The following is a 25,475-nucleotide window of genomic DNA, read 5'->3' on the forward strand; positions in this document are numbered from 1 at the left end:
GGATACTCCTCATGTAGACGGCAACTACATGTAAAAGTACATGCATTTGGTGAGGACAGGTAATGACGGACGCCGTGGCCGAAGTGGAACGCGCGATGATCGCCATCCGGCGGAGCCAGGCGAGGCGATCGCTGTCGAAACTCGCGCGCGACCGCGCCGAAACGATGCCGGACCAGGCGATACAAGGACTCCTCGACGCCGTCGAGGCGGCGGAGGAGAGCGGCGAACCGGGCACTGTCACCAGCCTCGCCGCAGCGCTGGCCATCGACCAGCCGCGTGCGAGCCGTCTGGTCGCGCGCGCGGTCGAGGGCGGTTTTCTCCGGCGTGAAGCCGATCAGCGCGACGGCCGCCGTGCCGTCCTCGTGCTCACCGAGGCGGGCCGCGCCGAAGTGACGCGCATGCACGAATTCCGCCGCTCGGTGTTCGCCGAGGCGATGGCGGACTGGCCGGACGAAGACCGCCACGAGTTCGCCCGGCTGCTGACCGCGTTCGTCCGGAACTACGGCGCGCTCGGAGCGAAGTAGTTGACCAGGTTGCCGTCGGGGTCGCGGAACAGCAGCGACCGGTTCCCCCACGGCATCGTGGTCGGCTTCTGCACGATCTCGGCCAGGTCCGCCAGCCGGTCGTACTCCCGGTCGACGTCCTCGACCCGGAACTCGAGGATCGCGGTCCGGTTCGACTCCGGTACCGCGGCGCCCGCGCCGAACAGGGTCATCGTCTCGGCACTGCCGATCGCCAAGGTGCACGACGGGCCGGCGAGTTCGGCGAACTGCTCGGAGCGCCACCGCGCTTCGAGGCCGGTCGCCTTCTCGTAGAACCCGGCGAGGCGGGCGACGTCGTGGGTGATCACGCGGACGGATACGAACTGCATGAAGGGTCCTTTCGAGTGCCGGAAAGCGGACACCGGCCACGCTAGGAGCAATACCGGGCAGAATCCGCCCGGTATCCTCCGGGCTGTGACCAGGCCCATCGCCCGCGTGCTCGCGTTGCTCGAGATCCTCCAGAGCGGTGGGACGCATACGGTCGCCGAGCTCGCCGGACGGCTCGACGTGGACGAACGCACCGTCCGCCGCTACGCCGAACACCTCATCGACCTGGACATCCCGGTCCGCTCGGTGCGTGGACGCTACGGCGGCTACCGCCTGGCCCCCGGCTACCGGATGCCACCGCTGATGCTGACCGACGAAGAGGCGCTGGCGGTCCTGCTCGGCCTGGTCGCGGGACGGCGAGCCGGGTTGATCACCACTTCGGTCGCGGCCGTCGAGAGCGCGGCCGCGAAGGTCCGCCGTGTCCTTCCCGAAGCACTGGGCCGGCGGCTGGACGCGCTGCTGGAGACCGCCGACTTCACCTCGCCCGCCCGGAAAGCCCTCTCGGCCGAGGCGGAAGTGCTGCTCACCGTCGCGGAGGCGGCACGGGATCGGCATCCGGTCGGGCTCGCGTACCTCGCCGGGCACGGCGGAGCCAGCGAACGCGTCGTCCATCCATACGGCGTGGTGGCGCACTCCGGCCGGTGGTATCTGACCGGTTTCGACTCGGCGAGCGGCGAGGTGCGCACCTTCCGCGTCGACCGGATCAAGTCGGCCGAGGCACGGGCCGGGACGTTCGAGGCGCCCGACGGCTTCGACCCGGCCGAGCGAGTGCTGACGGCGCTGGCCGAGACACCGCACCGGCACGACGTTTCCGTGCGGATCCAAGCCACATCTGACCAGATCCGCGTCGTCTTCCCGCCGTCCGTGGCCACCCTGGAGTCCGACGGCGACTGGGTGCGCGCCCGGATCCGGGCACAGCGGCTCGACTGGATCCCGCCGCTGCTCGCCGCGCTAGACCGGCCGTTCGTCATCGAACGGCCGGTCGAGCTCCGAGACCTGGTCAGCGCGCTGGCGGCGCGGCTGGCCGAGCCGGCGCGCTGACCAGGCCGGTCATTTGCCGCAGAACGCCGTCTTGAGGAGTTTGTTCAGCGCCGCCGGGAACGACGGCAGCGGGTCCTTCTCGGAATCGCCCGCGGTGATCGACGCGGTCAGCGTCTTGCTGCCGTCGGGCGTGCTGTACATCAAGGCCGCGTAGCCGTTGAGGCCGCCGTTGTGGTTCAGGATGGGTCCGGCGCAGCCCGGTCCCAAGTCCTGCGTGAACTGTCCGAGACCGTAGAAGCCGTAGAGGCTTTCGCTGCCGGGGTGCGTCTTGCGCATCTCGGCCATCAGCCAGCCCGGGAGAAGCTTTCCGCTCTGCAGCGCGGAAAAGTACGTCTGGAGATCCTTGGTCGTCGAGATCATGTCGCCGGCGCTGGAGATCCAGGACGGGTTCTGGTGCGTGATGTCGATCGTCTTCCACTGGCCCGCGTCTTCGTAGCGGTAGTAGGCGTGGGCGTACGGCTTGGGCATTCCGGCCCACGCTCCCGGCGACAAGGTGTCGCGCAACTTGAGCGGCCGCAGGATCCGCCGGTCCAGCTCCTCGGCGAAGGGGCGGCCGGTGAGTTTCTCGACCAGCAGCCTGGCCACCACGTAGTTGGTGTTGGAGTAGCTCCAGCGCGCGCCCGGCTCGAAGATCGGGGACTTGGCCACCGCCAGCCGGACCAGTTCCTCCGGCTGGTAGGTGTGGAATCGCTTGTCCACCCACTCCTGGCCCGCCCACGGGATTCCCGGCGTGACGGTTCCGTCCGGGTTGACCTGGCCGGTGTGGTTGAACAGCCCGCTGGTGTGCTGCAACAGCATCCGCAAGGTGATCCGCGAGTCCAGCCCGAACTGCGGAAGGAAACCGGCGACCGGGGTGTCGAGCCCGATCCTGCCCTCGGCCACCAGCTGCAGCACCAGGGTCGCGGTGAAGTTCTTCGACGTGCTGCCGACGCGGAAGTGACCGTTGGTCGGCGGTTTCGCGGTTCCGCCCAGTTCGCGCACCCCGGCGCTGCCGGTCCATTCGCCCCGTTCGTCGCGGACGCGCAGCTGCATCCCGCCGAACCCGGCGTCGACGAACTCCTGGACGGCTTGCCGCAGCTCCGGCCGGTCTTGCCCGGCGGAAGCCGTCGGCACGGTCACGCCGGTCAGCAGTGCGGCCGCCAGCGCGGTGAGGCCGATGCGGCGGAAGGTCCTCGATGTCTTGTTCATGGTGACCACGTTGGCTGGCGGCGCTGACACGGGACGGTCACGGCGCTGACATGGGAGTCTCGATCATGGACGAATTCAGGTTCGAGCAGGAGCTGGTGCGGGCCTTGCTGCGGCAACAGCATCCGGATCTCGCGGAGCTCGAACTCCGCGACGTCGACGGCGGCTGGGACAACCAGCAGTGGCGCCTCGGGCCGGACCTCGGCGTCCGGCTGCCGCGCACCGAGCGTGCTCCCGGCCTCCTGCGCCTCGAACAGAAGTGGCTGCCCGTGCTGGCCGATCGCCTGCCGCTGCCGATCCCCGTCCCGGTGCGCGTCGGTGAACCTTCGGCCCTGTTCGAGCACACCTGGACGATCACGCGCTGGGTCGAGGGTGAGCCCGCGGATCACGCGCCGATCAGCCGCCACGACGCGGCCGAGGTCCTCGCGGGTTTCCTCAAGGCGCTGCATCGGGACGCACCGGCGGAAGCCCCGGTCAACCCTGCTCGCGGCATCCCGCTCGCCGCGATGCGCGACGGTTTCGACCAGGGGCTGGAGTTCATCGACGGCGACGCGGACGTCGAGGCCGCCCGGGAAATCTGGGAGAAGGCCGTCGCGGCACCCGTTTGGCACGGAGCACCGGTCTGGCTGCACGGCGATCTCCATCCCGCGAACGTGATCGTGCGGGAGGGGACGCTCTCCGGGGTGATCGACTTCGGCGAGCTGTGCGCGGGTGATCCCGCGACGGACCTGTCGGCGGCCTGGATCCTGCTTCCCCAGGGTGCGGCGAGCCGGTTCTTCGACGCCTACGAGGTCGCGGACGAGGCCACCGTCGCACGGGCTCGTGGCTGGGCGGTCTTGCGCGCACTGCACCTGATCGGCATCGGGCGCAAAGGCAGGCTCGGTCTCCCCGGAGGCAAACCGGCTTGGGAGCCGGCGGGGCGGGCGGCGCTCGAACGTGCTTCAGCTTGAGAGGCGGGCTTCGATGCCGTCCAGCAGGAAATCGAGGCCGATCCGAAAGGTCTCGTCGGCGTCCAGGTGGACGGCGTCGCGCACCACCGTGGCCAGCGCGGGGAGCTCGCCGGTCGCGAGAGTCCGCCGCAGATAGGGCCCGAGCTCGGCCTGCCAGCGCTTCTCGTCCATCCCGGTGGCGCGTTCCGCGCGCCACTCGGCGATCTCCCGGCGCACCGCGCCGATCGTGTACGCGTTGACCGCGGAGACCACCGGCATGACGGCGTCCACCCCGAGCTCACCGAGCTCGGCCATCACGGCCTCCCCGCCTGCCAGCGCGTTCGGCCCGAGCTGGGGGCGGCCACCCAGGAGGTCCGCGAGCCATTCGTGCTCGTGAACGGCGTGCCGCATGGCTTCGGCGAACGACCGCAGCGCTTCCCGCCAGCCGGTTCCGGCGGGCCGGATCCCGGCGTGGGCGGCGTCGACCATCAGGTCGAGCAGCTCCTCCTTGCTCGCGATGTAGCCGTACAGCCGCATCGGGCCGACGTCGAGCGCGGTGGCGATCTTGCGCAGCGACACCGCGTCCAGGCCGTCCGCGTCGGCGAGTTCGATCGCCGCCCGCACGATCCGCTCGCGGCTCAGCGGGGCCAGAGCGGGCCGATCCGGCGGCTCCGGCCGCTCCCACACCACCATGCCGCTGACAATACAACGCATCGTTCGATACAGTGTATTGATCAATACACTGTATCGAAGGAGTACGACCATGACCATCGCCATCGTCGGAGCAGGCCTCGGCGGCCTGGCGCTCGCTCGCGTTCTGCACGTCAACGGCATCGAGGCTGTCGTCTACGAACGCGAACCTTCGCGCGACGCACGCGGCCAGGGCGGCATGCTCGACATCCACGCCGACACTGGTCAGCGGGCGCTGCGCGAAGCCGGGCTGATCGACGGGTTCCACGCGATCGCCCGCGGCGAGGGCCAGGACATGAAGCTTCTGGAGCCCGACGGCACCTTGCTGTTGCAGGAGGACACGCCCGACGACGCGCCGTTCGCGCGGCCCGAGGTCGACCGAGCCGATCTGCGCGACCTGCTGCTGGACTCCCTGCCCGAAGGCACCGTGCGCTGGGGGCACGCGTTCGCGTCCGCCGCCGACGGTGTCGTGACCTTTGCCGACGGGACCACTGCGGCGTATGACCTGCTGGTCGGCGCCGACGGCGCGAACTCCCGGGTCCGCGCGCTGCTCACCGACGCCCGCCCGGTGCATCTCGGCCACAACCTCGTCGAGCTCTGCATCTCCGACATCGATCGCACCCACCCCGATCTCGCGGAGATGGTCGGACGCGGCACCTACTGGGCGCTCGGCGACGGGAAATCCCTGGCCGCGCAGCGCAACGGCGACGGCCGCGTCCGCGTCGGCCTGAGCTTCCACAACACCGCCGAGGACTGGCTGGCCACGAGCGGGATCCCGTTCGACGACCCGGCCGCCGCCCGGACACGGCTGATCGAGGAACTAGACGGCTGGGACGCTCGCTTCACCGCGCTCATCGAGGCCTGCGACGACACGGTCGTGCCCCGGCCCATCGCCGCTCTCCCGGTGGGCCTGACCTGGCAGGCGAATCCCGGTGTCACGCTGCTGGGCGATGCCGCGCACCTGATGCCCGCGGTGGGGGAAGGCGCCAACATGGCCCTGCTGGACGGCGCCCTGCTCGGCCTCGCGCTGGCCGCGCATCCCGGCGACTTCCCGACCGCCGTCAAGGACTACGAACGCGAGATGTTCGAGCGCACGAGCGCCGCCGCCCGGATGTCCGCCCGGGTCCACGAACTCCTGACGGCGCCGGACGCCGCGCGGAAGATGCTCGCGTTCTTCCAGCCGGACTGAAACTCACCCGGTGGCCCGCCGCGCGTACACCTCGATCTCGATCTTCATCCGAGGGTCGGCGAGGCCGCACATGAGCATCGTGGCGGCGGGCCGGACCTCCCCGAACGCCCGGCGCAGAACCGGCCAGCATGGCTCGAAATCCTCCCGGTCCGGCAGCAGGTAGCGCACTCGCACCACATCGGCGAAGGTGCATTCCGCCTCGTCCAGCGCGGCCTCGATGTTGCGCAGGCATTGCTCGGCCTGCGCCACGACGTCGTCGGAGATCGTCATGGTGCGGTAGTCGAACCCCGTCGTCCCGGACACGTGCACCCAGTCGCCGTCGACCACGGCCCGCGCGTACCCGATCTGTTCCTCGAACGTCGAGCCGCTGAGGATCGCGCGTCTTGCTGTCATACGCCGAACCTAAGCGGCCGACAACGATACGTCTAATACAGCTTTGGGCATCATCTGATATCTCTGGGAATATGGATCGCCCCGAGCTTCCCCTCGCCCAGTTGCACGCCTTCGTCGTACTGGCCGAGGAGCTCCACTTCGGTCACGCGGCCACACGCCTCGGCATCGCGCAACCGCCGCTGAGCCAGCAGATCCGCCGTCTGGAGGACAAGGTCGGCCACGCGCTCTTCGATCGCGCGCCCGGACGCGTTGCCCTCACCCCGGCCGGCCGGGAACTGCTGCCCGCCGCTCGGAACGTCCTCGCCGGCCTCGCGGACGGCCTGGCCGCGGCACGCGCCGTGGGCAGTGGCCTCGCCGGCAGCCTGCGAATCGGCTTCGCGGCCTCTCTCGCCCTGACCGTCCTTCCCGGTCTGCTGCGGACTTTCCGGGACCGGTTTTCCGACGTGCACCTGGACATCCACGAGATGACCACGGCACCGCAGATCGCCGCCCTGCACGAGAGGAGTATCGACATCGGTCTGCTGCGCGAACCGCCCGCCGACGAGCCGGAGCTCGGGTTCAAGACCGTGTTGACCGAGCCCTTCGTGGCGGTTCTGCCGTCGGCCCATCCGCTCGCGGCACATCGGACGATCCGGGTCGAGCAGCTGGCGGACTCGCCCTTCGTGCTCCTGCCCCGCGCTGTCGGTCCGCGGCTGCACGACCGGATCATCGACCTGTGCGCCGAGGCGGGCTTCACGCCCCAGGTGGCTCAACGAGCGGTGGAATGGCAGACCGTGTGCGCACTGGTCGGTGCCGGCCTCGGCGTTTCACTGGCCCCGGAAAGCATTCGGCGCATCCGCCTCGAAGAGGTCGCCTTCCGCACGATCACGCCCGCCACCGCGCGCACGCGAGTCGCCGTCGCCTGGCGTGCCGACGACCAGGATCCTCTGGTCGCCCGCTTCCTCGCGACGCTCGCGTAGCAGCCTTCTGCTAGTCGTGCGAAAGGTCCACGAAGCGGCTGTAGTGCAGCTGGTGCGCGACGGTGATCGTCGCCGTCGGCCCGGCACGGTGCTTCGCGATGATCAGGTCCGCCTCGCCGGCACGCGGGTCGTCCCGCTCCCAGGCGTCAGGTCGGTTCACCAGGATGACGAGGTCGGCGTCCTGCTCCAGCGAACCGGACTCACGGAGGTCGGACAGCATCGGGCGTTTGTCGGTCCGCTGCTCGGGACCACGGTTCAGCTGGCTGATCGCGATCACCGGGACCTCGATCTCCTTGGCCAGCAGCTTCATCTGCCGCGAGAACTCCGAGACTTCCTGCTGCCGCGACTCGACGCGTTTACCCGAGGTCATCAGCTGGAGGTAGTCGAGGACGACGAGTTTGAGATCGTTGCGCTGCTTGAGCCGCCGGGCCTTCGCGCGGATCTCCATCATCGTCATGTTCGGCGAATCGTCGACGAACAGCGGCGCCTCGGAGACCTCGCTCATCCGGCGCGCGAGCCGTGTCCAGTCGTCGTCGGACATCTTGCCACCGCGCATATCCGCCAGCCGGATCCGAGCCTCGGCCGAGAGCATGCGCATGACGATCTCGGTCCTGCTCATTTCCAGCGAGAAGATCACGCTGGTCAGACCGTGTTTGATGGACGCCGAACGCGCGAAATCCAGTCCAAGGGTCGATTTCCCTACACCGGGACGCGCGGCGACGATGATCATCTGGCCGGGGTGCAGGCCGTTGGTCAGATCGTCGAAGTCGGCGAACCCGGTCGGGATGCCCTGCGACTGCCCGCCGCGGGACGCGATCGCGTCGATCTCGTCCATGGTCGGCTGGAGCAGTTCTTCCAGCGCGACGTAGTCCTCGCTGGTGCGCCGCTCGGTGACGTCGTAGATCGCGGCCTGCGCGCGGTCGACGACCTCGTCGATGTTCGCGCCGTCGGCCGCGGCCGCGCCGTAGCCGTACTGCACGATCCGCGTGCCCGCCTCGACCAGACGCCGCAGGACCGCCTTCTCGGAGACGATCTCGGCGTAGTACCCGGCGTTCGCCGCCGTGGGCACCGTCGCGATCAGGGTGTGCAGGTACGGGGCGCCGCCGACGCGGCCCAGTTCGCCGCGGCGTTCCAGTTCGGCGGAGACGGTGATCGGGTCGGCGGGTTCGCCGCGTCCGTAGAGGTCGAGGATGACGTCGTAGATGGCCTGGTGCGCGGGCCGGTAGAAGTCGTCGGGCCCGAGGGCTTCGATGACGTCGGCGACGGCGTCCTTCGACAGCAGCATGCCGCCGAGCACGGACTGCTCGGCCGCGATGTCCTGCGGAGGCTGGCGGTCGTATTCGCCGCCACGCGGACCGGGGTCGCCGGGACCCGGGTCGGACTCCGCGTACGTCGGATTGCGGTCGTCGGTCAGCGCCACCGCTGCTGCCACCTCCTCAAGACATCGAACACGCGTTCGATTATGCCAGAATTTCCCCGGTCGGTCCGCCCGTGCCCACCGGCCGCCCTCCCTCGGCTCCCGGTGCTCCCCTGCGCTCTTCCCCTGCCGGACGACCACCACGGTGTGTACCGGCCCGGCGGGGACGGTAGGCCCCCCGAAAGCACCAGCGCAATTTCGCCTGGGGACCGCCCTGTGGATAACCTGGGGATGACTGCGGGCATCCCTTCACAGGTAGCCGAAAGCCTGTGTACAACTTGTGGGCAACGAGGGAGTGGTCTGACAAAAGTGCTGGTCAGCGCCTGTGGAGACACTGTGGAGAACTTTATTCGACTCCGTCCGGCGTGTCGGGCGAAACTCGTCGTTCGGCGTGTCGCACGCGGGCGCACAGGGGTGCCCTGTGGATGAATACCACGGAGAGTAGAGGGGTCCCCGCCCGGCTGACCGGAGTGGAATTCAGGGCGCGAACAACCTGCCCTGTGCGCTCCGTAGTCGTTCCGCGAGAACCTGCTGGTCGGCGGGTGTGAAGGCGATCCTCGGCTCGCCACTCCCCGGTACCTCTTCGGTCAGCCACCGGCCTTCGGTCGTATCGATGTAGTTCACCGGGCGTTCGATCCGCTGCCGCGCGCCGCTCCGGCCGCGAGCCGCGACGTAGAGGCTGCCGCTCCCCAAACGGCGTAACGCGAGGATGCGGCGAAGCTCGTCGGCCTCCTGGCTGCCCGCGCTCTGCCGTCCGCTGCGAAGCACCTCGAAGCCCTCGTCCTGCGCCGTCGACGACGACCGCGGGGCCTCGACCTGACTCTTCGGGACGGCGATCGGGCGGCCGCGTCCCGGCGCGAGCTTCGGGATCTGGTCGAGGAACTCGGTGAGCAGTTCTTCGGGCCGCACCGACGCGAGCGCGATGCCGTCGTGTTCGCTGTGCCGGGCGAGGACGAAACCCTCGCCGCCGGCGCTCCCCGCGAGCAGGCTGAAGCTCAGTGCCTTGCCCTCGAAGCCGCCGTCGACCCAGCCGTAGTACTCGAGTGACGGCCTGGCGATCGCTTCGAGCGTCGCCTTGAAGCCGGGGTGCAGCCCCCGCGCGCCGAAGAGACCCTGGCTCGCCAGTTCCTCGTTGGTCCGCTCGTCCTCGGCCCGCTGCGCGTCCTCGTCGTACCAGGTCGGCGTTTCCGACAGGATCGTGTGCGGCTCGCCGCCCCGTCGGCGGATCAGCGTGATGAGGGTGCCGGTCGTGATCGTGACCTGCTTGTCCAGCACCGGAACTGCCCCCTAGTCGCATCTGTTCGTCCAGCCCGGAACAAGACAAGCCGGGCGCCGCCCCAATCTTGGCACGCGCCCGGCCCGCTCGTGATGACTACTCGCCGATCACCGGCGGCGCGGTGAGTTCGTCGGTCCCGAAGATCTCGTTGGGATCGTCGCCGACGAGGAACTTGGCGCTGCGCTCCTCGTCCTCGCCGCCCTTCCCCTTGGCGCCACCGGCTCCCATACCACCCATGCCGCCCATCATGCCGCCGGCGCCACGGCCCGCTCCGGAGCCGGAACCGGCCGCGCCACCGCCCGTACCGGCGCCGCCCATCGCACCCGCGTTGCCGGGCAGGGCCGCTCCGCTACCGCCACCGGGACCGAATCCGGCGCCGAAGCCACCGTCCGGACCGAAGCCGCCCGCACCGGGGATGTCGGTGCCGCCGAAGCCGCCGCCTCCCCCGCCGCCACCGGGGCCGAAGCGGACGCCGTCGGCGCCGGGGATCTTCGGCGGGGTGTAGCCGGACGCGTTCGTCCCGTCGTCCCAGGACGGCGGCTTGTAGTTGCTGCCGGGGATGTTCGGGTTGTACTGCCCGCCGGGCAGGTTGGACCCCGGCATGTTCGATCCGGGAATGTTCGATCCGGGCATGTTGCTGCCCGGCAGGTTCGACCCTGGCAGGTTCGAACCCGGCGTGCCGATGCCCGGCATGTTCGAACCGGGGACGCTCGGCATCCCGCCGGGCGGCATCGAACCGGGCGGCGTCGAGATGCCCGGCATGCCGTTGTGCCCGTTCCGGTCGCCCTGGCCGTTCCCGTTGCCGTCCTTGTCCTTGCCGCTGCCGCCGCCACCGTTGACGTCGACGTTCGTGTTCTGCCCCTCCATCTTGCTGTAGGTGGGCAGCTTCTTGCCGTTCTCGGAACTGGCCTTGAAGTACTCGTTGAACGCGTCGACGTTCGCTTGACCCTTTTGGTTGTAGTCCCGGATCGCGCGGTCGGTGTCGGTGGTCCACGGGGTGATGGAGTTGAGCAGGTTGTTCTTCGGCGGATCCTTCGGGACCTGCTGCACCTTCGCCTTCACCGTGGTGAACGCGGAGTTCTGCTCGCCGAGGTACTTGTCGGAGTCGACCAGCTTCTTGCCGGAGTCGTCCATCCACGCGCGCAGCGGATGCGCGCCGGACTGCTGCGCGGCTTCGGCGCTCTTACCGGTCCAGGCGGCGTCCATCTCCTTCGACAGGTTGTCGATGGTGGTCAGCCTGTCCTGGTAGCCGGCCTTGAGCCGGGTCGCCGCGGCCTGGCCCTCCTGGATCGAACCGGTACCGGGACCGGTGACGATCTTCTCCCAGATGTTGTAGCAGTCGATCTTGCGATCGCCGCCCGACGCTTCGTAGTCGCCGGATTTCGTGGTCGCCAGGTTGTAGGCCGAATACCCGGCGATGATCGGCAGCAGGAACACGCGTCAGCCCTCCTTCAACGTCTCGATCATCGCTTCCCCCACTTTGAGCGCGACCGGGCACGGCGCGCTCGCGCCGGGCCCGTTGTCGTACTGCACCAGGATGTTGACGGCCAGCTGGTCGGTCACGCCGACGAAGAGGCCGCATTTGCCCTTGTCACGGGCATCGAGCGACGCGGCGTACACCGCCGGGTACCCGCCGACCTCGGTCGGCTCGAAGTACTCGTTGTTGGCCTTCGTGTCGTAGACGTCGCTGAGGCCGTTCTTGTTCGCGAGCACCGGGCTGATCTCGATCTGGTTCAGCCGGTCGTCCGCGGCGAAGATCGAGCAGCCCGGTCCGGCGCTCGTCGTGCGCTGCTCACCTTCGCCGAGGCCGAGCTCGGTGCGCTTCGCGGCGGAAAGCGCGGAGCACGCGTTGCTCTCGATCGAGGCGGTGTTCAACGGGTTCGGCACCTTGGGCGCGGAGCCGGACGAGCCGCTCGACGCGCCGGGGGAACCGGTCGTGTAGGCCGGCTCCGACGAGGCGGTGCCGTTCTTGGTGCCGGAACAGCCGGCGACCAGCGCGCCCGCGGCGAGGAGGAGAACGAGGGAACGTCGCATCACACGGCCTTGTGCTTGTTGAGCGAAGCCTGCGTTTCGGCCTCGTTCGTGGCGATCTTCTGCTTCGCGGCGGTCAGCTGGTCGATGTAGTTCTTGACGTAGTCCTGCATCTTCTGGTTCTGCTCCAGGAACGCCTTGCCCGACGGGTTGGCCAGCTTCTCCCAGTCGCCGCTCGCGAACTCCTTGCCGGGCGCCTTGACGTTCGCCATCAGGTTCGCGTCGTTGTAGTCCCGCTTGAGCTCGGCCTGCAGGTCGGTCCACTTCTTGATGATGCCGTCGATCTTGTCCTTGTCGAAGGTGAACCCGCCACCGCCCCCGCCCGACGACGGCTTGTCAGGATTGGCAGGCGCGGACACCGTGACCTTCTCCTGCCGGTTCTGCTCGGCGTTGCTGTCGTAAGCCATTGGTTCCAGATCCCCTTTTTGAGTCCCCGTGCCTCGACGTCGAGTCAATCCTAAGACGTGACCCGGCCGGGTGGGGTTCCGCGCAAAGCAAAGGGCGGGACTTCTCCGCGATGGAGACGTCCCGCCCTCTGCCGAAGCGGTGTTACTTGGCCTTGACCTCGAGCCGCACGTCGACGCGGACGTCGGGGTGCAGACGGGCGCCGACCGAGTGCTTGCCCACGGTCTTGATGTGGTCCTTCAGCTCGATGACGCGCTTGTCGAGCAGCGGGCCACCCGCGGCCTTGATCGCGTCCACGATCTCGGCGGTGGTGATCGAACCGAAGAGCTTCTTCGAGCCCTCGGCCGCCTTGCCGCTCAGCTGGATGGCGCCGAGGCCCTCCAGGGTCGCCTTGATCTCCTTGGCGTGGTCGAGGTCGCGGATGCGACGGCTCTCCTGCGCCCGCTTGATCGTGCGCACGTTCTTCTCCGCGCCCTTGGTGGCCACGATGGCGTAGCCGCGGGGGAGCAGGTAGTTACGCGCGTAGCCGTCCTTGACCTCGACGATGTCGCCGGGCCCACCGAGGTTGGCGACGTCGGTGGTGAGAATGATCTTCGCCATTGACGTGCCTCCTTAGCGTGCGGTCGAGGTGTAGGGCAGCAGCGCCATTTCGCGGGAGTTCTTGACCGCGATGGCGATGTCACGCTGGTGCTGGCTGCAGTTGCCGGTCACCCGGCGGGCACGGATCTTCCCGCGGTCGGAGATGTACTTCCGAAGCAGGTTGGTGTCCTTGTAGTCGATGTTCTCCGGGCGGCCCTTCTTCTCGGCCTTGCAGAACACGCAGACCTTCTTCTTGGGCTTGCGGATGGGTGGCTTGGCCACGGTATTTCTCCTGGATTTCTACGTAGTGGTTGTCTCAAGGCGTCTCGCGGAGCTTTCGCCCGCGGTGGAGCGCCAGATCAGAAGGGCGGCTCGTCGGAGAAACCGCCGCCACCGCCGCCACCGGCGGGCGGGGCGGAACCCCACGGGTCGTCGGCGGGCGGGCCGGACTGGCCGCCACCGCCGCCACCACCGAAGCCGCCGCCTCCACCGCCACCGGTGCCACGGCTGACCTTGTTCACCTTGGCGGTGGCGTAGCGCAGCGACGGGCCGATCTCATCGACCTCGAGCTCGACGACGGTGCGCTTCTCGCCTTCCTTGGTCTCGAAAGACCGCTGCTTGAGGCGCCCCTGCACGACGACACGCGCGCCACGCGTCAGCGACTCGGCGACGTTCTCGGCCGCCTGACGCCAGATGTTGCAGCGCAGGAACAGGGCCTCGCCGTCCTTCCACTCACCGGACTGCTTGTCCAGTGTGCGCGGGGTGGACGCGACCGTGAAGTTCGCGACCGCCGCACCGGAAGGGGTGAAGCGAAGCTCCGGGTCGGACGTGAGATTGCCGATCACCGTGATGACGGTGTCTCCAGCCATCGGAAAAGTCCTTCGGCTCAGGCCTTGGCGGCGACGGGCTTGGCCGGCTTGATCTCGCGGCGCATGACCTTGGTGCGGAGCACGGTCTCCTGCAGCGAGAGCTGACGGTCCAGCTCCTTGACCGCTTCCGAAGTCGAGTTCAGGTCGAGGAGCGCGTAGATGCCCTCGGCGTGCTTCTTGATCTCGTAGGACAGCCGGCGGCGTCCCCAGACGTCGACCTTCTCCACGCTTCCGCCCGAAGTACGGATCACGTTGAGGAAGTTGTCCAAGGTCGGGGCCACCGTACGCTCGTCGAGCGTGGGGTCCAGGATGACCATTACCTCGTAATGGCGTGACACAACCACTCACCTCCTATGGGCTCACGGCCACGGACTGTCCGTGGCAGGAGGGTTTGTCCAGGTAAGCGTACCTGGCGGCTTCGGCCGGCCCCCGAACGGGCGTCAGGAGACGCGGCGCAGGACCCAGGTGCGGACCAGCGCGGCGGTCACCCCGGCGAGCACGAGCACCGCGAGCAGCATCGGCAGCTGGACGTCGCCGCCGGGCATGCCGTCGGTCGCGAGCGCTTCGGCGTTGCCCGCGTTGCGGACGTCGGGGCCACCCTGCCCGGCCTGGTGCGGGGCACCCTCACCCGGAAGCGGGCTGTTGGCCGGGTAACGCACGCCCGGAGCCACCGCGACACCCGGCTGCGCGACCGGAAGGTTTCCGTAGTCGCGCGGCGGGGCATAACCGGTGCCGTTGCTGCCGCCGGGCAGCAGGCTCGGCGAGGACGGCAGCCCGTTGGTGCCGCCGCCGTTGCCGCCCTGCTGCGGGCCGGTGGTGCCCGGCGTCGGCAGGGTGGGGGCGACGTAGTTCGTCGCGACCGTGGTCAGGCCGCAGCTGCCGGTGACCTTGTGCTCGATGGAGTCGAGGGTCTTCTCGGGGTTGAGCCCGAGGCCCCAGGACTTCGTGTTCTTGACCGCCTGCCGCACGGCCGCGCCGATCGCCTTGCCCTCGACCGCGCCGCCCGCGGCGTTCGGGACCGCGCCGACGTTGATGGTGTTGACCTTGGCGATGTCGTTCGCGGCGACGTCGTAGAGGGCCAGCGTGCCCGCTTCCTTCGCGCCGGCGCGCACCAGTTCCTTGACCGAGGTGCCGGTGATCGCGACGGTGTCGCCCATTCCGCCGTTGACGGTGCCGCTGCACGCGTTCGCCAGCGTGGTGGCCGCCGCCGATGCGGTGCCCGCCGTCAGGAGCGCGCCACCGGTGACCATGGTCGCGAGTGCGGTGACGGTGAGCGCCTTGCGGGTGGTCTGCCAGATGGTGGTCTTCCGCACGAGCGCGATCCTCCGGGTCGGTGGGGGCGTGTGGCAGTGCATGAGGAAGCACCGCAACGGGGATAACGAGGGAGTGACCAGAAAGATACTAGGCGGTAGGACTAACTTGCAGCGGCCATTCGGCGTAGGACCCAAGTGCGCACAAGGCCCGCGCTGACTCCGGAGAGTGCCAAAACGGCGATCAGCAGCGGCAGTTTCCCGTCCTGAGTGAATCCGTCGCTCACGTTCGGTAATGCTTCGGCCTGTCCCGCGGTTTGGACGTCGGGATTTCCGTTCTGGTTTTCGGTCGCGACGCCGAACTGCGGCGCGTAACCCGGGATCTGCCCGCCGTACCGGAGGCCGGGTGACGGGCTGAAGAGACCGGCCGTCGCCATCGGGATGGAGCTGTAGTCACGCATCGGGGCGTAGCCGGTGTTGACGCCCCACGGCAGGCCGCCGAAGTTCGGGGTGAAGGTGCCGGGCAGCAGCGGGCTGTTCGCCGCCGGGATACCGCCTTCCGGCGTGCCGCCCTGCGCCGGAGCACCGGGTCCGCCCGTCTGCGGGCCGCCGCTACCGGGCGTTCCGGGGGCTGGTTTCCCGGGCTGGGGCTGGGTTCCCGGGGCGGGCTTGCCGCCGCCGGTCAACGCGTCGTGGGTGCCGGAGACGGCGCCGTTCAGCGCTTCCGCGGCCGGTTCGCCGACGACCGGGACCGGCGCGACGACGGCGTTCACCACGGTCACCGTCACCTTGCAGACCGTGCCGAGCAGCGCGTTGATCGTGCCCGTGAGCACCCCGGAGACCGGACCGGCCTGGCCGAGGTTCAGGGGAATGCCGAGCAGCGGCGTCTTGCCGAGGATCGTGTCACCGGTCTTCGCGGTCACCGATCCGCCGCAGGTGGCGGTCTTGGTCTCGGCGGCGGCAGCCGTGCCGGGCATGGCGAGGGCGGCCGAGCCCGCGAGAATGAAGGCCGACGCACCCAGGGCGGTCGCCCTCCGTGTCCGTTCGCGCATGCCTTCGACTCCTCCGTCGTCGGGGTCACCTACCGGCACAACGACGCTAATGGAGACGAGTAACGCCCGCTCACTCGAAGAGGTCAGGCATTCGAGTGGAAGCGGGCGTCACTGAGGGTGAAGATCAGGCGGGCTTGCCCCGCAGCCAGGCACGGACCAGAGCCGCGGCGACGACGGCCAGCGCCAGTACCGCGAGCAGCAGCGGCAGCTTGGCCGGGGCGACCGGCGCCTGCACGGCCTGCGCGTTGCCGGTGTCCTTCTCGTCGACGGTGGGCGGCGGCACCTCGCCGGGGACGATCTCGGTGATCACCGGCGCCTGGACGAAGCTGCCGGGGAGCAGCGCCGCGTTGCTGATCACGCCGGCGATCGAGTCGCCGCCGATGCCGGTGGCGGAACCCGGGCCGGTTTCGACCGGGAGTTCGCTGCCAGGACCGCCGGGCTGACCCGGTCCCGGCTTCGGGGGCTCGGGCTTCGGAGGCTGGGGGTCCTCGGGCGGCTTCGGGCCCGGCGGGATCTCGGGGACTCCCGGAACCTCGTCGACGACACCTTGCGTCAGGTTGCCGACCGCGTTCACCGTGCCCTGCGCGGGCTTGCAGACGCCCTGTGCGACGAGGTCTCCGGCCGGATTGTCGGTCAGGCCGGTCGTCTTGACCAGATCGCCGACGGGCAGTGAAAGCAGCGGCTTCCGGCCCTCGGCGGTCTTGGCCTTCGAGTCCAGGCCGACCGTCAGTACCTCGGACGAACCGAGCGGCGCCGCCGCGTCGAGAACGAGGCCGTTACCGGACTTTCCGTTCTGCAGCGTCGAATCGCATTCGCCGGAAAGAGTCGGGCTCGGTTCCTCGGCGGCCGTCGCGGTCATCGGGAACGCTAATCCGGCCGTGACCGAAAGCGCGAATCCCCAAGCCGTGATCCGCCCGGCAGTCTTCCCCATCGAGTTCGTCCTCCGCCCCTCAAGACCCAACGCGGTTTAACGGAACGCGCTCACGCTACCCCACGAGCGTGACCATCCGGTCCGCGACGGCGAAAAACCCGCGAGGGTAAGTTGCCAGCATGAAAATCGGTGCCCATGTCCGCGACGACGATCCGCTGGCCGCGGTCGCCGAGCGCGAAGCCGAAGTACTCCAGTTCTTCCTTTCCGACCCGCAGGGCTGGAAGGCTCCCAAACCCCACCCGCACGGCGAAGCGATCAAAGAATCGCCGGTCGAGGTGTTCATCCACTCGCCGTATCTGATCAATGTGGCGTCGATGAACAACCGCATCCGCATCCCGTCGCGGAAGAACGTCACGCAGCACGCGAACGGCGCCGCCGAAATCGGCGCGAAAGGGCTCGTCGTGCACGGCGGCCACGTCGGTTCCGCGGCGGAAGTCGAAGAAGGCCTCGTCAACTGGCGCAAGCTTTTCGAGCGTGAACAGGAGAAGGGCGGCTTCGCCGTGCCGATCCTGATCGAGAACACCGCGGGCGGCGACAACGCGATGACCCGCGACCTCGACACGATCGCCCGGCTCTGGGACAAGGTCGGCGAATTCGGCGCGGGCTTCTGTTTCGACACCTGCCACGCGTACGCGGCGGGCTGGGACCTGACCGAGGCGGTCAAGAAGGTCAAGGCCATCACCGGCCGGATCGATCTGGTGCACCTCAACAACTCGCGCGACGAGTTCGGCTCCACGCGGGACCGGCACGCGAACGTCGTCGGCGGCGACGGCACGATCGATCCCGAGGTGCTGGCCGCCGTCGCGGCCGAGGCCGGCGCGCCCGTGATCGTCGAGACCCCGGCCGACGGCCAGGCCGCGGACATCGCCTACCTCCGGGAGCGCGTCGCCTCCGCCTGACTCCCCTCTCGCACTTGGTCACCTACTTGCCCGGACGACCGGCGCAAGTAGGTGACCGATTGCGGTTTCGGACCTGGGCGGGAGGTCGTTCCCTCTCGGGAGGGAGGGCCGGGCCCGCCGATCGCGAAAGGCTCGACCTCGACCGGGAAGTACCCGGTTCTGGAGGGAAGCCATGAACATCAAGTCGAAGATCGCCGCGGTCGCCGTACTCGCCGTCGCCGCGGGAACGCTGGGGGCGACGCAGGCGAACGCGGCGTCGGGGCCGGGAGCGACCGTCATCGGGTCGGCGGGCGGACCGCTGACGTTCCCCGGTTTCGAGGGCGATCCCGTCCGGTTCGACTTCGCCGCGTTCGGCGATCCGGGGCAGTCCTCGGGCCGGTTCCACGTGAATCATCTGACCAAGGACGGAAAGCCGTTCGCCGACTTCGACGGCAAGGTCGACTGCGTCTCGCGGGATGGCGACCTCGCCGTCCTGACCGGGGTGATCGAACGCGCCGACATTCCAGGCTTCCCGGCGAACCTGGTCGGCCGCCGGGTCGGTTTCTCGGTACGGGACGTGCCGCGCGGGCACGACCGGATCGGCTGGAGCTGGGCCGTCGGCGGCTTCGACCAGGACGTCTTGCGGTGCACGGCCCCGATTCCGTTCTTCGAAACGAGCACGGGCGGCTACCTCGTGCGCTGAATTCACTTGACCCTCACACCACGGGAGGGTCGAACCTGGGCCGTATGAACAAGCGGACCGGGTACCGGGCGGAGCACGTCGTCCCCGCGCCGGAAACCCGTTGGCACGCACTGACCGTTTTCGGCTACCCGCTCGGCGGGCCCGCCGCTTTCGACGGCTCCGCCGCCCTGGTGGAGGCCGAGGGGCTCGCCGAGCGCCGGTCGGCCGGATCGGGGGCGCCGTCGAGGAAACCGCCGATCGGATCGTCGTCCCCGGCGGCGCGGACCGGATCTCTGCGCGGCTGGTAGATCTCCCGGATCACCAGCGCGCAGAGGCCGGCCACCGCGAGGTCGCGGACGACGACGGCGCCGAGGAACCAGTCTTCGGGCAGGCCTTTGTTGTCGACGCCGAGGTAGTACATCATCCGCGGCGCCCAGACGAACGCGTCGAGGATCATCCAGCCGAGCAGCAGCCGCCAGCGCGGGATCGCGAGCACCGCCAGCGGCACCAGCCACAGCGAGTACTGCGGGCTCCACACCTTGTTGGTCAACAGGAACGCGGCCACCACGAGGAAGGCGAGCTGCCCGAGCCGCGGACGGCGCGGCGCCTTCAACGCGACGTACCCGATGCCGGCGCAGACGGCGAGGAACAGCACCGCGACGACGGTGTTGAGCACGACCGGTGTCTGGCCCGCGGTGAGCTTCCCGTCGAAACCGGCCCAGCCGGAAAGGTGGGAGATCACGTTGTAGAGCGAGTCCGGATCCATCGGGCGCATCGTGTTGAGCCGGAAGAACTCCCACCAGCCGGTCGGCGCCACGAGCGCGAACGGGACGTTGACCACCACGAACGTCGCCGCGGCGAGTCCGGCGGTGAGCGCCCACTGTCTGACCTTGCCCGCGCGCAGGCACAGGAAGAACAGCGGGATCAGCAGGAACAGGGGATACAGCTTCGCCGCCGCGCCGAGACCGAGCAGGAACCCCGCGACCTCGGGCCGCCGCCGGGCCCAGGCGAGCAGCGCGGTCGCGGTGAACGCGGTCGCGATGGCGTCGAAGTTCGTGAAGGCGTGCACCAGCACCAGCGGTGAGATCGCGACCAGCGCGGCGTCCCACGGACGGCGTTTCAGCGATCGGCCGGTCGCCCACACCGTGACGAGCCACGCCAGCGCGAGCCAGAGCGCCGAGATGTTGAAATAGACGGCCACCGGCAGCGCGCCGGGCAGCCAGCCCGCTTCCGCGACCGAAAGCCACGCCTCGGTGAGCTTCGCGTTGATCCACTGGAACAACCCGGTCGCGACCGGGTACTCCATGTACCGCGTGGTCTCCTTCGCCGTCCCCGCGTCTTCGGTCCACGAAGTCACGTACGGGAAGGTGTCCGGATCGTTCAGCCGCTCGGAACTGTAGAGCGGGACGATGTCCGAGTAACACATCGCGACGAACGGGCGGCCCGCGCGCCAGTCGAGCTGATGGGTCCCGGAGTCGTCGGTGTACTGCTGAATGCAGGACGCCTTGCCGAACCACGAGAGCAGCAGCGCGAGGCAGGCCAGCAGCAGCCCGACCCGTTGCGGCGACCAGAACCAGTGCCGTCCCACGGCGGCGTGCTCGCCGAGCGGGCTGCCGATCGGCCTCGTGGCCGCGGCCACGAGCGGTTCGTTCCAGCTCGGGATGACCCGCTCGCCGGGGGTGAGGGAGAGCGGAGCCTCGGGCTGGGTCGTCTGGTCGGACACGTGGCGGATGTTAGCGCCTATCCGGGTGACCACCCGGTGATGTCGCCGCTCGGCCATTCGGGGCTTGCCTGCCCCGAGGCAGGTGACACGCGTGATCGGATGGACGACTCACGTGATCGGATGGACGACACGGGTGACTGGCCGGACGACTCACGTGATTGGACGGACGACAAGCCCGCGGCCGGTTTCTGCCGCGTGTCGTCTGTCTGATCACGTGTGTCGTCCACCTGATCACGTGAAAGCGACGTCGCCGCTGTCGTAGAACCCGGCCAGCACCTCCGCGGCCGCGCCGAACGCGACGACGTCGTCGCCCATCTCGTCGAGATCGACCTGGATCCGTTGCCAGTGCGGCAAAGGCAGGAGTTCCCGCAGTCGAGCGGCGACGGTGTCGCGGTACACCTCGGGTTCCGCGCGGACCGAACGGCCGGTCAGCACGACACGTTCGAGGTCGAGCACCTGGACGAGGTCGGCGAGCCCGATTCCCAGCAGGCCTGCCGCCTCCTCGGTGGTCGCCGCCGCGTTGTGCAGCACCTCGACGCAGCCGCGACGGCCGCATGCGCAACGCGGTCCGTCGAAGGCGAGCGTGGTGTGCCCGAATTCGCCCGCGTTGGTCCGCGGCCCGCGGTACAGCCTGCCGTCGATCAGCAGGCCGACGCCGATCCCGGTGCCGACGAGCACGACGGCGGTCGCGGTCTGGTCGCCGCCGGTCCACTGCTGGGCGAAGGCGGCGGCGTTGGTGTTCTTGTCGAGCCGCACGGGCAGTCCGGTGCGTTTCGCGAGCAGGTCGCGCAGGGGGACGTGGTGCCAGCCCGGCATGTTGGTGGCGTCCCGGACCACCCCTTCACGGTGGTCGAGCGGGCCGACGGAGCCGACGCCGAGGCCGAGGACGCGTTCACGCTCGACACCCTCCAGTAGCTCTTCGGTCGCTTCGCCGAGGGCGGAAACCGCCTGGTCTGGAGTGAAGCCGGGTGACAGCGGCCCGCCGCGCGACGCGATGATCTTCCCGGTCAGGTCGGTCATGAGTACCCGGAACGAGTCCCGGTCGAGCTGGGCGCCGAGCGCGTGCCGGGCGTCCGCGCGGACCCGCAGGAGTGTGCGCGGTTTGCCGACGCCGGACGCGGGCTGGCGTTCTTCGTCCAGCAGGCCGGCTTCGAGCAGTTCGGGGACGATCTTCGAGACGGCCTGCTGCGTGAGCCGGGTGCGTTCGGCGAGTTCGACGCGGCTGAGGCCGCCCGCGCGCAGGATGTGCGTGAGCAGCAGCGCCCGGTTGTGCTGGCGCAGGCCGCGCAGATTGACCCCGGTCTCCGGCATAGCGCGCATCCTGCCATGACTGGCTGATTACGCAACACTGTTGTTTAATGGGCGCATGGCTGACTTGCGAGTGGGGATCTTCGGATACGGCACCGGCGGGCGCGTCTTCCACGCCCCGTTGGTCAACGCGACGCCGGGGCTGACCCCGGCCGCCATCGTCACCTCGAACCCGGACCGGGTGGCGCAGGCAGGCGCCGACCATCCGGACGCCGACGTGCTGCCGGACGCGGACGCGTTGTTCGCGAAGGCCGGCGAGCTGGACCTGGTCGTGATCAGCACGCCGAACCGCACGCACGTCCCGCTCGCGCTTCGGGCGATCGAGGCAGGGCTGCCCGTTGTCGTCGACAAGCCTTTCGCGCCGACAGCGGCCGAGGCGGCGAAGGTCGTCGAAGCGGCGAAGGCCAAGGGCGTCGGTCTGACGGTGTTCCAGAACCGGCGGTTCGACTCGGACTTCCTCACCGTCCGGAAGGTCCTCGACGCGGGCCGCCTCGGCGACGTCTTCCGCTTCGAGTCGCGCTACGACCGCTGGGTGCCGAAGCCGCGGGAAAACTGGCGCGAGTTCGGCGATCCCGCCGAGGCCGGCGGGCTCCTGTACGACCTCGGTGCGCATATCGTCGACCAGGCGCTGCAGCTGTTCGGCCCGGTCACCGAGGTCTACGCGGAGGTCGACAAGCGCCGTGCCGGGGTGTCGGTCGACGACGATGTCTTCGTCGCCCTCCAGCACACGAACGGCGTGCGCTCGCACCTGTGGGCGTCCGCGCTCGCGGGGACCCGGAACCCGCGGTTCCGCGTGCTCGGCGACAAGGCGACCTTCACCAAGTACGGCCTCGACGTGCAGGAACCCCAGATCAAGGACGGACTGCGGCCGGGCGACCCCGGCTGGGGCGTCGAACCGTCGTCGGACGCCGGCGTGCTCGGCGTGAACGACGACGTCGAAACCGTGCCCACCGAAGTCGGCCGCTACGAGGACTTCTACGCGCAGGTGCGTGACGCGCTGCTCGGCAAGGGTGATTTCCCGGTCGATCCCGCCTCCGCCGTCGAGGCGCTCCGGGTCATCGAAGCCGCTCACCTTTCGGGTGCCGAACGGCGCGTGGTCACCCTCTAGCTCGGGGAGCGAAGGGGCCCTTCACCGCATGACATGCGGTGAAGGGCCCCTTCAGCTACTCGTTGTCGCCTCTGCCGCCCCCGCGGCCGGGACCGTTGTTGCCGCCGCCTTCTTCGCCGCCGTTGTTCTCACTGGACGTAGGCGGGTTCCGCGAGCTGGACGGCGGTTCTTCCTCGTTCCGCGAAGAGGAAGGCCCGGTCGACGGTCCGGTCGACGGCGTGCCGGTCTCGGTCGAACCCTCGTCCTCGCCCGGCGGCGGGGTCTGCGTCGACGGGACGGTGTTGTTGTCGTCCCCGCCGATGATCTTGACCTTGTCGAAGCGCTCCCCCGGTTTCCCGTTCAGGTACAGGGAAAGGAACTTCTGCCAGATCGGCCCGGCGATCGTCGAACCGAAGATCGCCTTGCCGTTCTTGCCCTTCAGCGGCTTGTCACCGTCGCCACCGACCCAGACCGCGGCCGAGATCGACGGCGTGTAGCCGACCATCCAGGTCTGCGAGTTGGAGTCCTTCGCCGACGCGGGCTCGCCCGACCGATAGGTGTGCTGCTGGGTTCCCGTCTTGCCCGCGCACTCATGGCCGTTGGGGCACTTGAGCTTCGAGAACGGGATGACACCCTTGAGCGACTCGGTGACGTTGCCGGCGATCTGCTTGCTCTTGTCGGAGTTGTCGGAGAACGCGGGCTTCGCCTCTTCCGGGGCCGAGTAAGCGGCCTCGTCCTGCGAGTTGGTCACCTTGGCGACGAAGTGCCTGGTCCGCCGCTGGCCATCGCCCGCGAAGGTCGCGTACGCGGCGGCCATGTCCTCCGGGCTGACGGCCGTCTTGCCACCGCCGAGCGCGATGTTGTTGTCGGCGAACAGTTCGGAGGCGCCTTCGGGGGCGGGTTTGATCCCGGCGTCCTTGGCGGCCTGCGCCACCGGCCCGGGCTTGGTCACGTTCACGACCATGTCGTAGAACACCGTGTTCGCGGAGCGCTGCATCGCTTCGGACACCGTGCACTGCGCCGAACACGAGCTGCCGGGACCGGCGTTTCGGATCATCTGCTTCCCGAACTGCCGGTTGTTGGAGCCGTCGAACGTCGAGTTGATGCCGCCCTTGCCCATCTGCAGGTACGCGGTGAGGTCGAACGGCTTCATCGACGACCCGGGGTTCTGCGGCGTATTCGCCCAGTCCCGGCCCTTCTGGTCTTTGCCGTCGGGCCCCTTCACGATGGACGGCCCGCCGTAGTACGCCTTCACCCCGCCGGTCTTCGGGTCGATCGCGACGAGCGCGTTGAGCAGGTTCTCGTCGGTCTGGCCCTTCATCCCGTCGGCGACCGCTTGCTCGGCCGCGGCCTGCGCCTTCTGGTCGATGGTCGTGTAGACCTTGTAGCCGCCCCGGTAGTAGACGTCGTCGGTGATGCCGTTCGCGGCGAGCTCTTCCTTGACCTTGTCGCGGATGAACGGGTTGACCACGCCGGCCTGCTCCTTGTCGGCCTGCGGGATCGGCGTCGGGAACTGCAGGTTCGCGCGGTCGGCGGCGGAGAGGAAACCGTTCTGCACCATACGGTTCAGCGCGACGGTCCAGCGTTCGTTCGCGACCTTCGGGTTCTCCGAACGGCCCGGCTGCTGGATGAGGCCCGCGAGCAGCGCCGCCTCGGACGCGTTGAGTTCACCGGCGGGCTTGCCGAAGAACGCCTGCGAGGCTGATTCGATCCCGTACGCGCCGCGCCCGAAGTAGATGATGTTCAGGTACGCCGAGATGATGTCCTTCTTCTCGTACGTCTGGTTCATCTTGAAGGATTTGGCGAGCTCGGTCCATTTACGGGCGAATGTCGATTCGTCGTCCCCGCTGGCGACCTTGATGTACTGCTGGGAGATGGTGGAACCACCGCCCTTGCCCGCGGTGACCTGGTTGTAGACCGCGCGCAGGATGCCGCCGATGTCGAAGCCCGAGTTCGTCTCGAACGAGGCGTCCTCGGTGGCGATGACGGCCTTCTTGACGATGTCCGGGATCTGCTCCGGCGTCAGGATCTGCCGGTTGCCGCCCTTGGGGACGTCCTTGCCCATCTCGGTGTTGTCGGCGTAGTAGTACGTCACCGCCTGGCCCTGCGTGGCCGCGATGGCCTGCGGCGACGGGACGTCGACGGCGAAGTAGGTGATCACGAACGCGATCGCCGGGAGCACGAAGAAGAGACAGAACAGCGCGAGCAGCACTCGCCGGATGCGTCTCCACCGGCGCTTCTTGCGCTGCGCCGGGGTGAGGATCGGCTTCCCGTTCTCGTCGGTCTCCGGGGCGTACTGCTCGTCCTCGTACGGCTCTTCGTATTCACGACCGCCGCGATCGACGGTGCCGTTGTGCTCGTGATGCGTGATGAGGTCCGGCTCGTGCTGCGGCGCGACCGGCGGCCGCTGCGAACGACGCGGTGGCGGTGGGGGCGGCTGCTGCTGAGGCCCGCCCTGCCGTTGCCACGGTGCCTGCCCTTGGCCCTGCTGGCCGGGACCCTGCTGCTGCCCGTAGCCCGGAGGCGGTCCGGCGGGGCGGCGGGGCGGTCCGGCCGGGCGTTGCGGACGACGTGCGGGGTCAGGGTCCTGACCTGGCCATCCGCCGTGGGGATCGTCGTTCACTGGGACGTCCTCCGAACCTTCCGTGGGTGAGCGCGGTCCTGCGGTCGCAGGTCTCCTTCTAGTTAAGACGTATCGGATCGGTTCAGGTTCACCGGCGTGAAGAAAAAAG

At 69.0% G+C, this 25,475-nt stretch carries 27 protein-coding genes; 8 read left to right on the forward strand and 19 right to left on the reverse strand.

Annotated features, from left to right (window positions below; genetic code table 11):
* The first annotated feature begins 62 nt into the window (after positions 1-62).
* The gene (locus tag DMH03_RS04715; RefSeq protein ID WP_125790736.1) at positions 63-524 is read left to right on the forward strand and encodes a MarR family winged helix-turn-helix transcriptional regulator; all 462 of its coding nucleotides are present in this window, start codon (positions 63-65) and stop codon (positions 522-524) included.
* Here the strand turns inward: DMH03_RS04715 and DMH03_RS04720 are convergent.
* Positions 500-871, reverse strand: coding sequence for a VOC family protein (locus tag DMH03_RS04720; RefSeq protein WP_125790737.1), 372 nt, complete (start codon positions 869-871; stop codon positions 500-502). The genes DMH03_RS04715 and DMH03_RS04720 overlap by 25 nt on opposite strands.
* Before the next feature lie 85 nt (positions 872-956).
* On the opposite strand from DMH03_RS04720, the gene DMH03_RS04725 reads away from it, so the two are divergent.
* Positions 957-1,910: a YafY family protein gene (locus DMH03_RS04725; protein ID WP_125790738.1), complete on the forward strand. Its 954-nt coding sequence runs from the start codon at positions 957-959 to the stop codon at positions 1,908-1,910.
* 9 nt (positions 1,911-1,919) lie between these two features.
* On the opposite strand, the gene DMH03_RS04730 is transcribed toward DMH03_RS04725, so the two are convergent.
* Positions 1,920-3,098, reverse strand: a complete 1,179-nt coding sequence (locus tag DMH03_RS04730; RefSeq protein ID WP_125790739.1) for a serine hydrolase — start codon at positions 3,096-3,098, stop codon at positions 1,920-1,922.
* Between the two features lie 65 nt (positions 3,099-3,163).
* On the opposite strand from DMH03_RS04730, the gene DMH03_RS04735 reads away from it, so the two are divergent.
* Entirely contained in the window at positions 3,164-4,045 is an 882-nt protein-coding gene (locus tag DMH03_RS04735; protein WP_125790740.1) for an aminoglycoside phosphotransferase family protein, read from the forward strand.
* On the opposite strand, the gene DMH03_RS04740 is transcribed toward DMH03_RS04735, so the two are convergent.
* Entirely contained in the window at positions 4,037-4,717 is a 681-nt protein-coding gene (locus tag DMH03_RS04740) for a TetR/AcrR family transcriptional regulator (RefSeq protein WP_125790741.1), read from the reverse strand. The genes DMH03_RS04735 and DMH03_RS04740 overlap by 9 nt on opposite strands.
* 70 nt (positions 4,718-4,787) lie before the next feature.
* On the opposite strand from DMH03_RS04740, the gene DMH03_RS04745 reads away from it, so the two are divergent.
* Complete coding sequence (locus DMH03_RS04745; RefSeq protein WP_125790742.1) at positions 4,788-5,903, forward strand: NAD(P)/FAD-dependent oxidoreductase; 1,116 nt, start codon at positions 4,788-4,790, stop codon at positions 5,901-5,903.
* 3 nt (positions 5,904-5,906) lie between these two features.
* Here the strand turns inward: DMH03_RS04745 and DMH03_RS04750 are convergent, their stop codons facing one another.
* On the reverse strand, positions 5,907-6,296 hold the full coding sequence (locus tag DMH03_RS04750) for a RidA family protein (RefSeq protein ID WP_125790743.1): 390 nt from the start codon (positions 6,294-6,296) through the stop codon (positions 5,907-5,909).
* 71 nt (positions 6,297-6,367) lie between these two features.
* On the opposite strand from DMH03_RS04750, the gene DMH03_RS04755 reads away from it, so the two are divergent.
* A complete protein-coding gene (locus DMH03_RS04755) occupies positions 6,368-7,255 on the forward strand; it encodes a LysR family transcriptional regulator (RefSeq protein WP_125790744.1) in 888 nt (295 codons plus the stop codon).
* Between the two features lie 10 nt (positions 7,256-7,265).
* On the opposite strand, the gene dnaB is transcribed toward DMH03_RS04755, so the two are convergent.
* From dnaB to DMH03_RS04815, 12 genes are all read right to left on the reverse strand, one after another.
* The gene (gene dnaB, locus DMH03_RS04760; protein ID WP_125791544.1) at positions 7,266-8,675 is read right to left on the reverse strand and encodes a replicative DNA helicase; all 1,410 of its coding nucleotides are present in this window, start codon (positions 8,673-8,675) and stop codon (positions 7,266-7,268) included.
* Positions 8,676-9,149: 474 nt separating this feature from the next.
* Positions 9,150-9,947: an ESX secretion-associated protein EspG gene (locus DMH03_RS04765; protein ID WP_125790745.1), complete on the reverse strand. Its 798-nt coding sequence runs from the start codon at positions 9,945-9,947 to the stop codon at positions 9,150-9,152.
* Positions 9,948-10,044: 97 nt separating this feature from the next.
* A complete protein-coding gene (locus DMH03_RS04770; protein ID WP_125790746.1) occupies positions 10,045-11,385 on the reverse strand; it encodes a PPE domain-containing protein in 1,341 nt (446 codons plus the stop codon).
* 3 nt (positions 11,386-11,388) lie between these two features.
* Entirely contained in the window at positions 11,389-11,982 is a 594-nt protein-coding gene (locus tag DMH03_RS04775; protein WP_125790747.1) for a DUF3558 domain-containing protein, read from the reverse strand.
* Positions 11,982-12,386, reverse strand: coding sequence for a hypothetical protein (locus DMH03_RS04780; RefSeq protein ID WP_199748673.1), 405 nt, complete (start codon positions 12,384-12,386; stop codon positions 11,982-11,984). Before DMH03_RS04780 ends, DMH03_RS04775 begins: the two co-directional genes overlap by 1 nt.
* 142 nt (positions 12,387-12,528) lie before the next feature.
* Positions 12,529-12,984, reverse strand: coding sequence for a 50S ribosomal protein L9 (gene rplI, locus DMH03_RS04785; protein ID WP_005168124.1), 456 nt, complete (start codon positions 12,982-12,984; stop codon positions 12,529-12,531).
* A gap of 12 nt (positions 12,985-12,996) precedes the next feature.
* On the reverse strand, positions 12,997-13,245 hold the full coding sequence (gene rpsR / locus DMH03_RS04790) for a 30S ribosomal protein S18 (RefSeq protein WP_005168122.1): 249 nt from the start codon (positions 13,243-13,245) through the stop codon (positions 12,997-12,999).
* A gap of 77 nt (positions 13,246-13,322) precedes the next feature.
* Positions 13,323-13,832, reverse strand: coding sequence for a single-stranded DNA-binding protein (locus tag DMH03_RS04795; RefSeq protein WP_125679406.1), 510 nt, complete (start codon positions 13,830-13,832; stop codon positions 13,323-13,325).
* Positions 13,833-13,849: 17 nt separating this feature from the next.
* On the reverse strand, positions 13,850-14,170 hold the full coding sequence (rpsF, locus tag DMH03_RS04800; RefSeq protein WP_173426372.1) for a 30S ribosomal protein S6: 321 nt from the start codon (positions 14,168-14,170) through the stop codon (positions 13,850-13,852).
* Positions 14,171-14,272: 102 nt separating this feature from the next.
* On the reverse strand, positions 14,273-15,145 hold the full coding sequence (locus tag DMH03_RS04805) for a hypothetical protein (protein ID WP_125790748.1): 873 nt from the start codon (positions 15,143-15,145) through the stop codon (positions 14,273-14,275).
* Between the two features lie 101 nt (positions 15,146-15,246).
* Positions 15,247-16,134: a hypothetical protein gene (locus tag DMH03_RS04810; protein WP_125790749.1), complete on the reverse strand. Its 888-nt coding sequence runs from the start codon at positions 16,132-16,134 to the stop codon at positions 15,247-15,249.
* A gap of 124 nt (positions 16,135-16,258) precedes the next feature.
* Positions 16,259-17,065 (reverse strand): hypothetical protein, encoded by an 807-nt coding sequence (locus DMH03_RS04815; RefSeq protein ID WP_125790750.1) that lies wholly within the window; start codon positions 17,063-17,065, stop codon positions 16,259-16,261.
* Positions 17,066-17,184: 119 nt separating this feature from the next.
* On the opposite strand from DMH03_RS04815, the gene DMH03_RS04820 reads away from it, so the two are divergent.
* Positions 17,185-17,964, forward strand: a complete 780-nt coding sequence (locus tag DMH03_RS04820; RefSeq protein WP_125790751.1) for a deoxyribonuclease IV — start codon at positions 17,185-17,187, stop codon at positions 17,962-17,964.
* 172 nt (positions 17,965-18,136) lie between these two features.
* Positions 18,137-18,646 (forward strand): hypothetical protein, encoded by a 510-nt coding sequence (locus DMH03_RS04825; RefSeq protein ID WP_125790752.1) that lies wholly within the window; start codon positions 18,137-18,139, stop codon positions 18,644-18,646.
* A gap of 124 nt (positions 18,647-18,770) precedes the next feature.
* Here the strand turns inward: DMH03_RS04825 and DMH03_RS04830 are convergent, their stop codons facing one another.
* Together DMH03_RS04830 and DMH03_RS04835 are read right to left on the reverse strand one after the other, a co-directional pair.
* Positions 18,771-20,348, reverse strand: coding sequence for a glycosyltransferase family 87 protein (locus DMH03_RS04830; protein WP_125790753.1), 1,578 nt, complete (start codon positions 20,346-20,348; stop codon positions 18,771-18,773).
* A 231-nt stretch (positions 20,349-20,579) separates the two neighbouring features.
* Positions 20,580-21,659, reverse strand: coding sequence for an ROK family transcriptional regulator (locus tag DMH03_RS04835; RefSeq protein ID WP_125790754.1), 1,080 nt, complete (start codon positions 21,657-21,659; stop codon positions 20,580-20,582).
* Positions 21,660-21,714: 55 nt separating this feature from the next.
* On the opposite strand from DMH03_RS04835, the gene DMH03_RS04840 reads away from it, so the two are divergent.
* Positions 21,715-22,764, forward strand: coding sequence for a Gfo/Idh/MocA family oxidoreductase (locus DMH03_RS04840; protein ID WP_125790755.1), 1,050 nt, complete (start codon positions 21,715-21,717; stop codon positions 22,762-22,764).
* 55 nt (positions 22,765-22,819) lie between these two features.
* Here the strand turns inward: DMH03_RS04840 and DMH03_RS04845 are convergent, their stop codons facing one another.
* On the reverse strand, positions 22,820-25,366 hold the full coding sequence (locus tag DMH03_RS04845; protein WP_125790756.1) for a transglycosylase domain-containing protein: 2,547 nt from the start codon (positions 25,364-25,366) through the stop codon (positions 22,820-22,822).
* Positions 25,367-25,475: the final 109 nt, after the last annotated feature.

Source organism: Amycolatopsis sp. WAC 01376 (assembly GCF_003947415.1).
Taxonomy (GTDB): Bacteria; Actinomycetota; Actinomycetes; order Mycobacteriales; family Pseudonocardiaceae; genus Amycolatopsis.

Bases quoted from the DNA above. Each gene is read 5' to 3' on its own strand.
- DMH03_RS04715 (WP_125790736.1), top strand. From the start codon at position 63: ATGACGGACGCCGTGGCCGAAGTGGAACGCGCGATGATCGCCATCCGG.
- DMH03_RS04720 (WP_125790737.1), bottom strand. From the start codon at position 871: ATGCAGTTCGTATCCGTCCGCGTGATCACCCACGACGTCGCCCGCCTC.
- DMH03_RS04730 (WP_125790739.1), bottom strand. From the start codon at position 3,098: ATGAACAAGACATCGAGGACCTTCCGCCGCATCGGCCTCACCGCGCTG.
- DMH03_RS04735 (WP_125790740.1), top strand. From the start codon at position 3,164: ATGGACGAATTCAGGTTCGAGCAGGAGCTGGTGCGGGCCTTGCTGCGG.
- DMH03_RS04740 (WP_125790741.1), bottom strand. From the start codon at position 4,717: ATGGTGGTGTGGGAGCGGCCGGAGCCGCCGGATCGGCCCGCTCTGGCC.
- DMH03_RS04745 (WP_125790742.1), top strand. From the start codon at position 4,788: ATGACCATCGCCATCGTCGGAGCAGGCCTCGGCGGCCTGGCGCTCGCT.
- DMH03_RS04750 (WP_125790743.1), bottom strand. From the start codon at position 6,296: ATGACAGCAAGACGCGCGATCCTCAGCGGCTCGACGTTCGAGGAACAG.
- DMH03_RS04755 (WP_125790744.1), top strand. From the start codon at position 6,368: ATGGATCGCCCCGAGCTTCCCCTCGCCCAGTTGCACGCCTTCGTCGTA.
- DMH03_RS04775 (WP_125790747.1), bottom strand. From the start codon at position 11,982: ATGCGACGTTCCCTCGTTCTCCTCCTCGCCGCGGGCGCGCTGGTCGCC.
- DMH03_RS04780 (WP_199748673.1), bottom strand. From the start codon at position 12,386: ATGGCTTACGACAGCAACGCCGAGCAGAACCGGCAGGAGAAGGTCACG.
- rplI (WP_005168124.1), bottom strand. From the start codon at position 12,984: ATGGCGAAGATCATTCTCACCACCGACGTCGCCAACCTCGGTGGGCCC.
- DMH03_RS04795 (WP_125679406.1), bottom strand. From the start codon at position 13,832: ATGGCTGGAGACACCGTCATCACGGTGATCGGCAATCTCACGTCCGAC.
- DMH03_RS04810 (WP_125790749.1), bottom strand. From the start codon at position 16,134: ATGCGCGAACGGACACGGAGGGCGACCGCCCTGGGTGCGTCGGCCTTC.
- DMH03_RS04815 (WP_125790750.1), bottom strand. From the start codon at position 17,065: ATGGGGAAGACTGCCGGGCGGATCACGGCTTGGGGATTCGCGCTTTCG.
- DMH03_RS04820 (WP_125790751.1), top strand. From the start codon at position 17,185: ATGAAAATCGGTGCCCATGTCCGCGACGACGATCCGCTGGCCGCGGTC.
- DMH03_RS04825 (WP_125790752.1), top strand. From the start codon at position 18,137: ATGAACATCAAGTCGAAGATCGCCGCGGTCGCCGTACTCGCCGTCGCC.
- DMH03_RS04835 (WP_125790754.1), bottom strand. From the start codon at position 21,659: ATGCCGGAGACCGGGGTCAATCTGCGCGGCCTGCGCCAGCACAACCGG.
- DMH03_RS04840 (WP_125790755.1), top strand. From the start codon at position 21,715: ATGGCTGACTTGCGAGTGGGGATCTTCGGATACGGCACCGGCGGGCGC.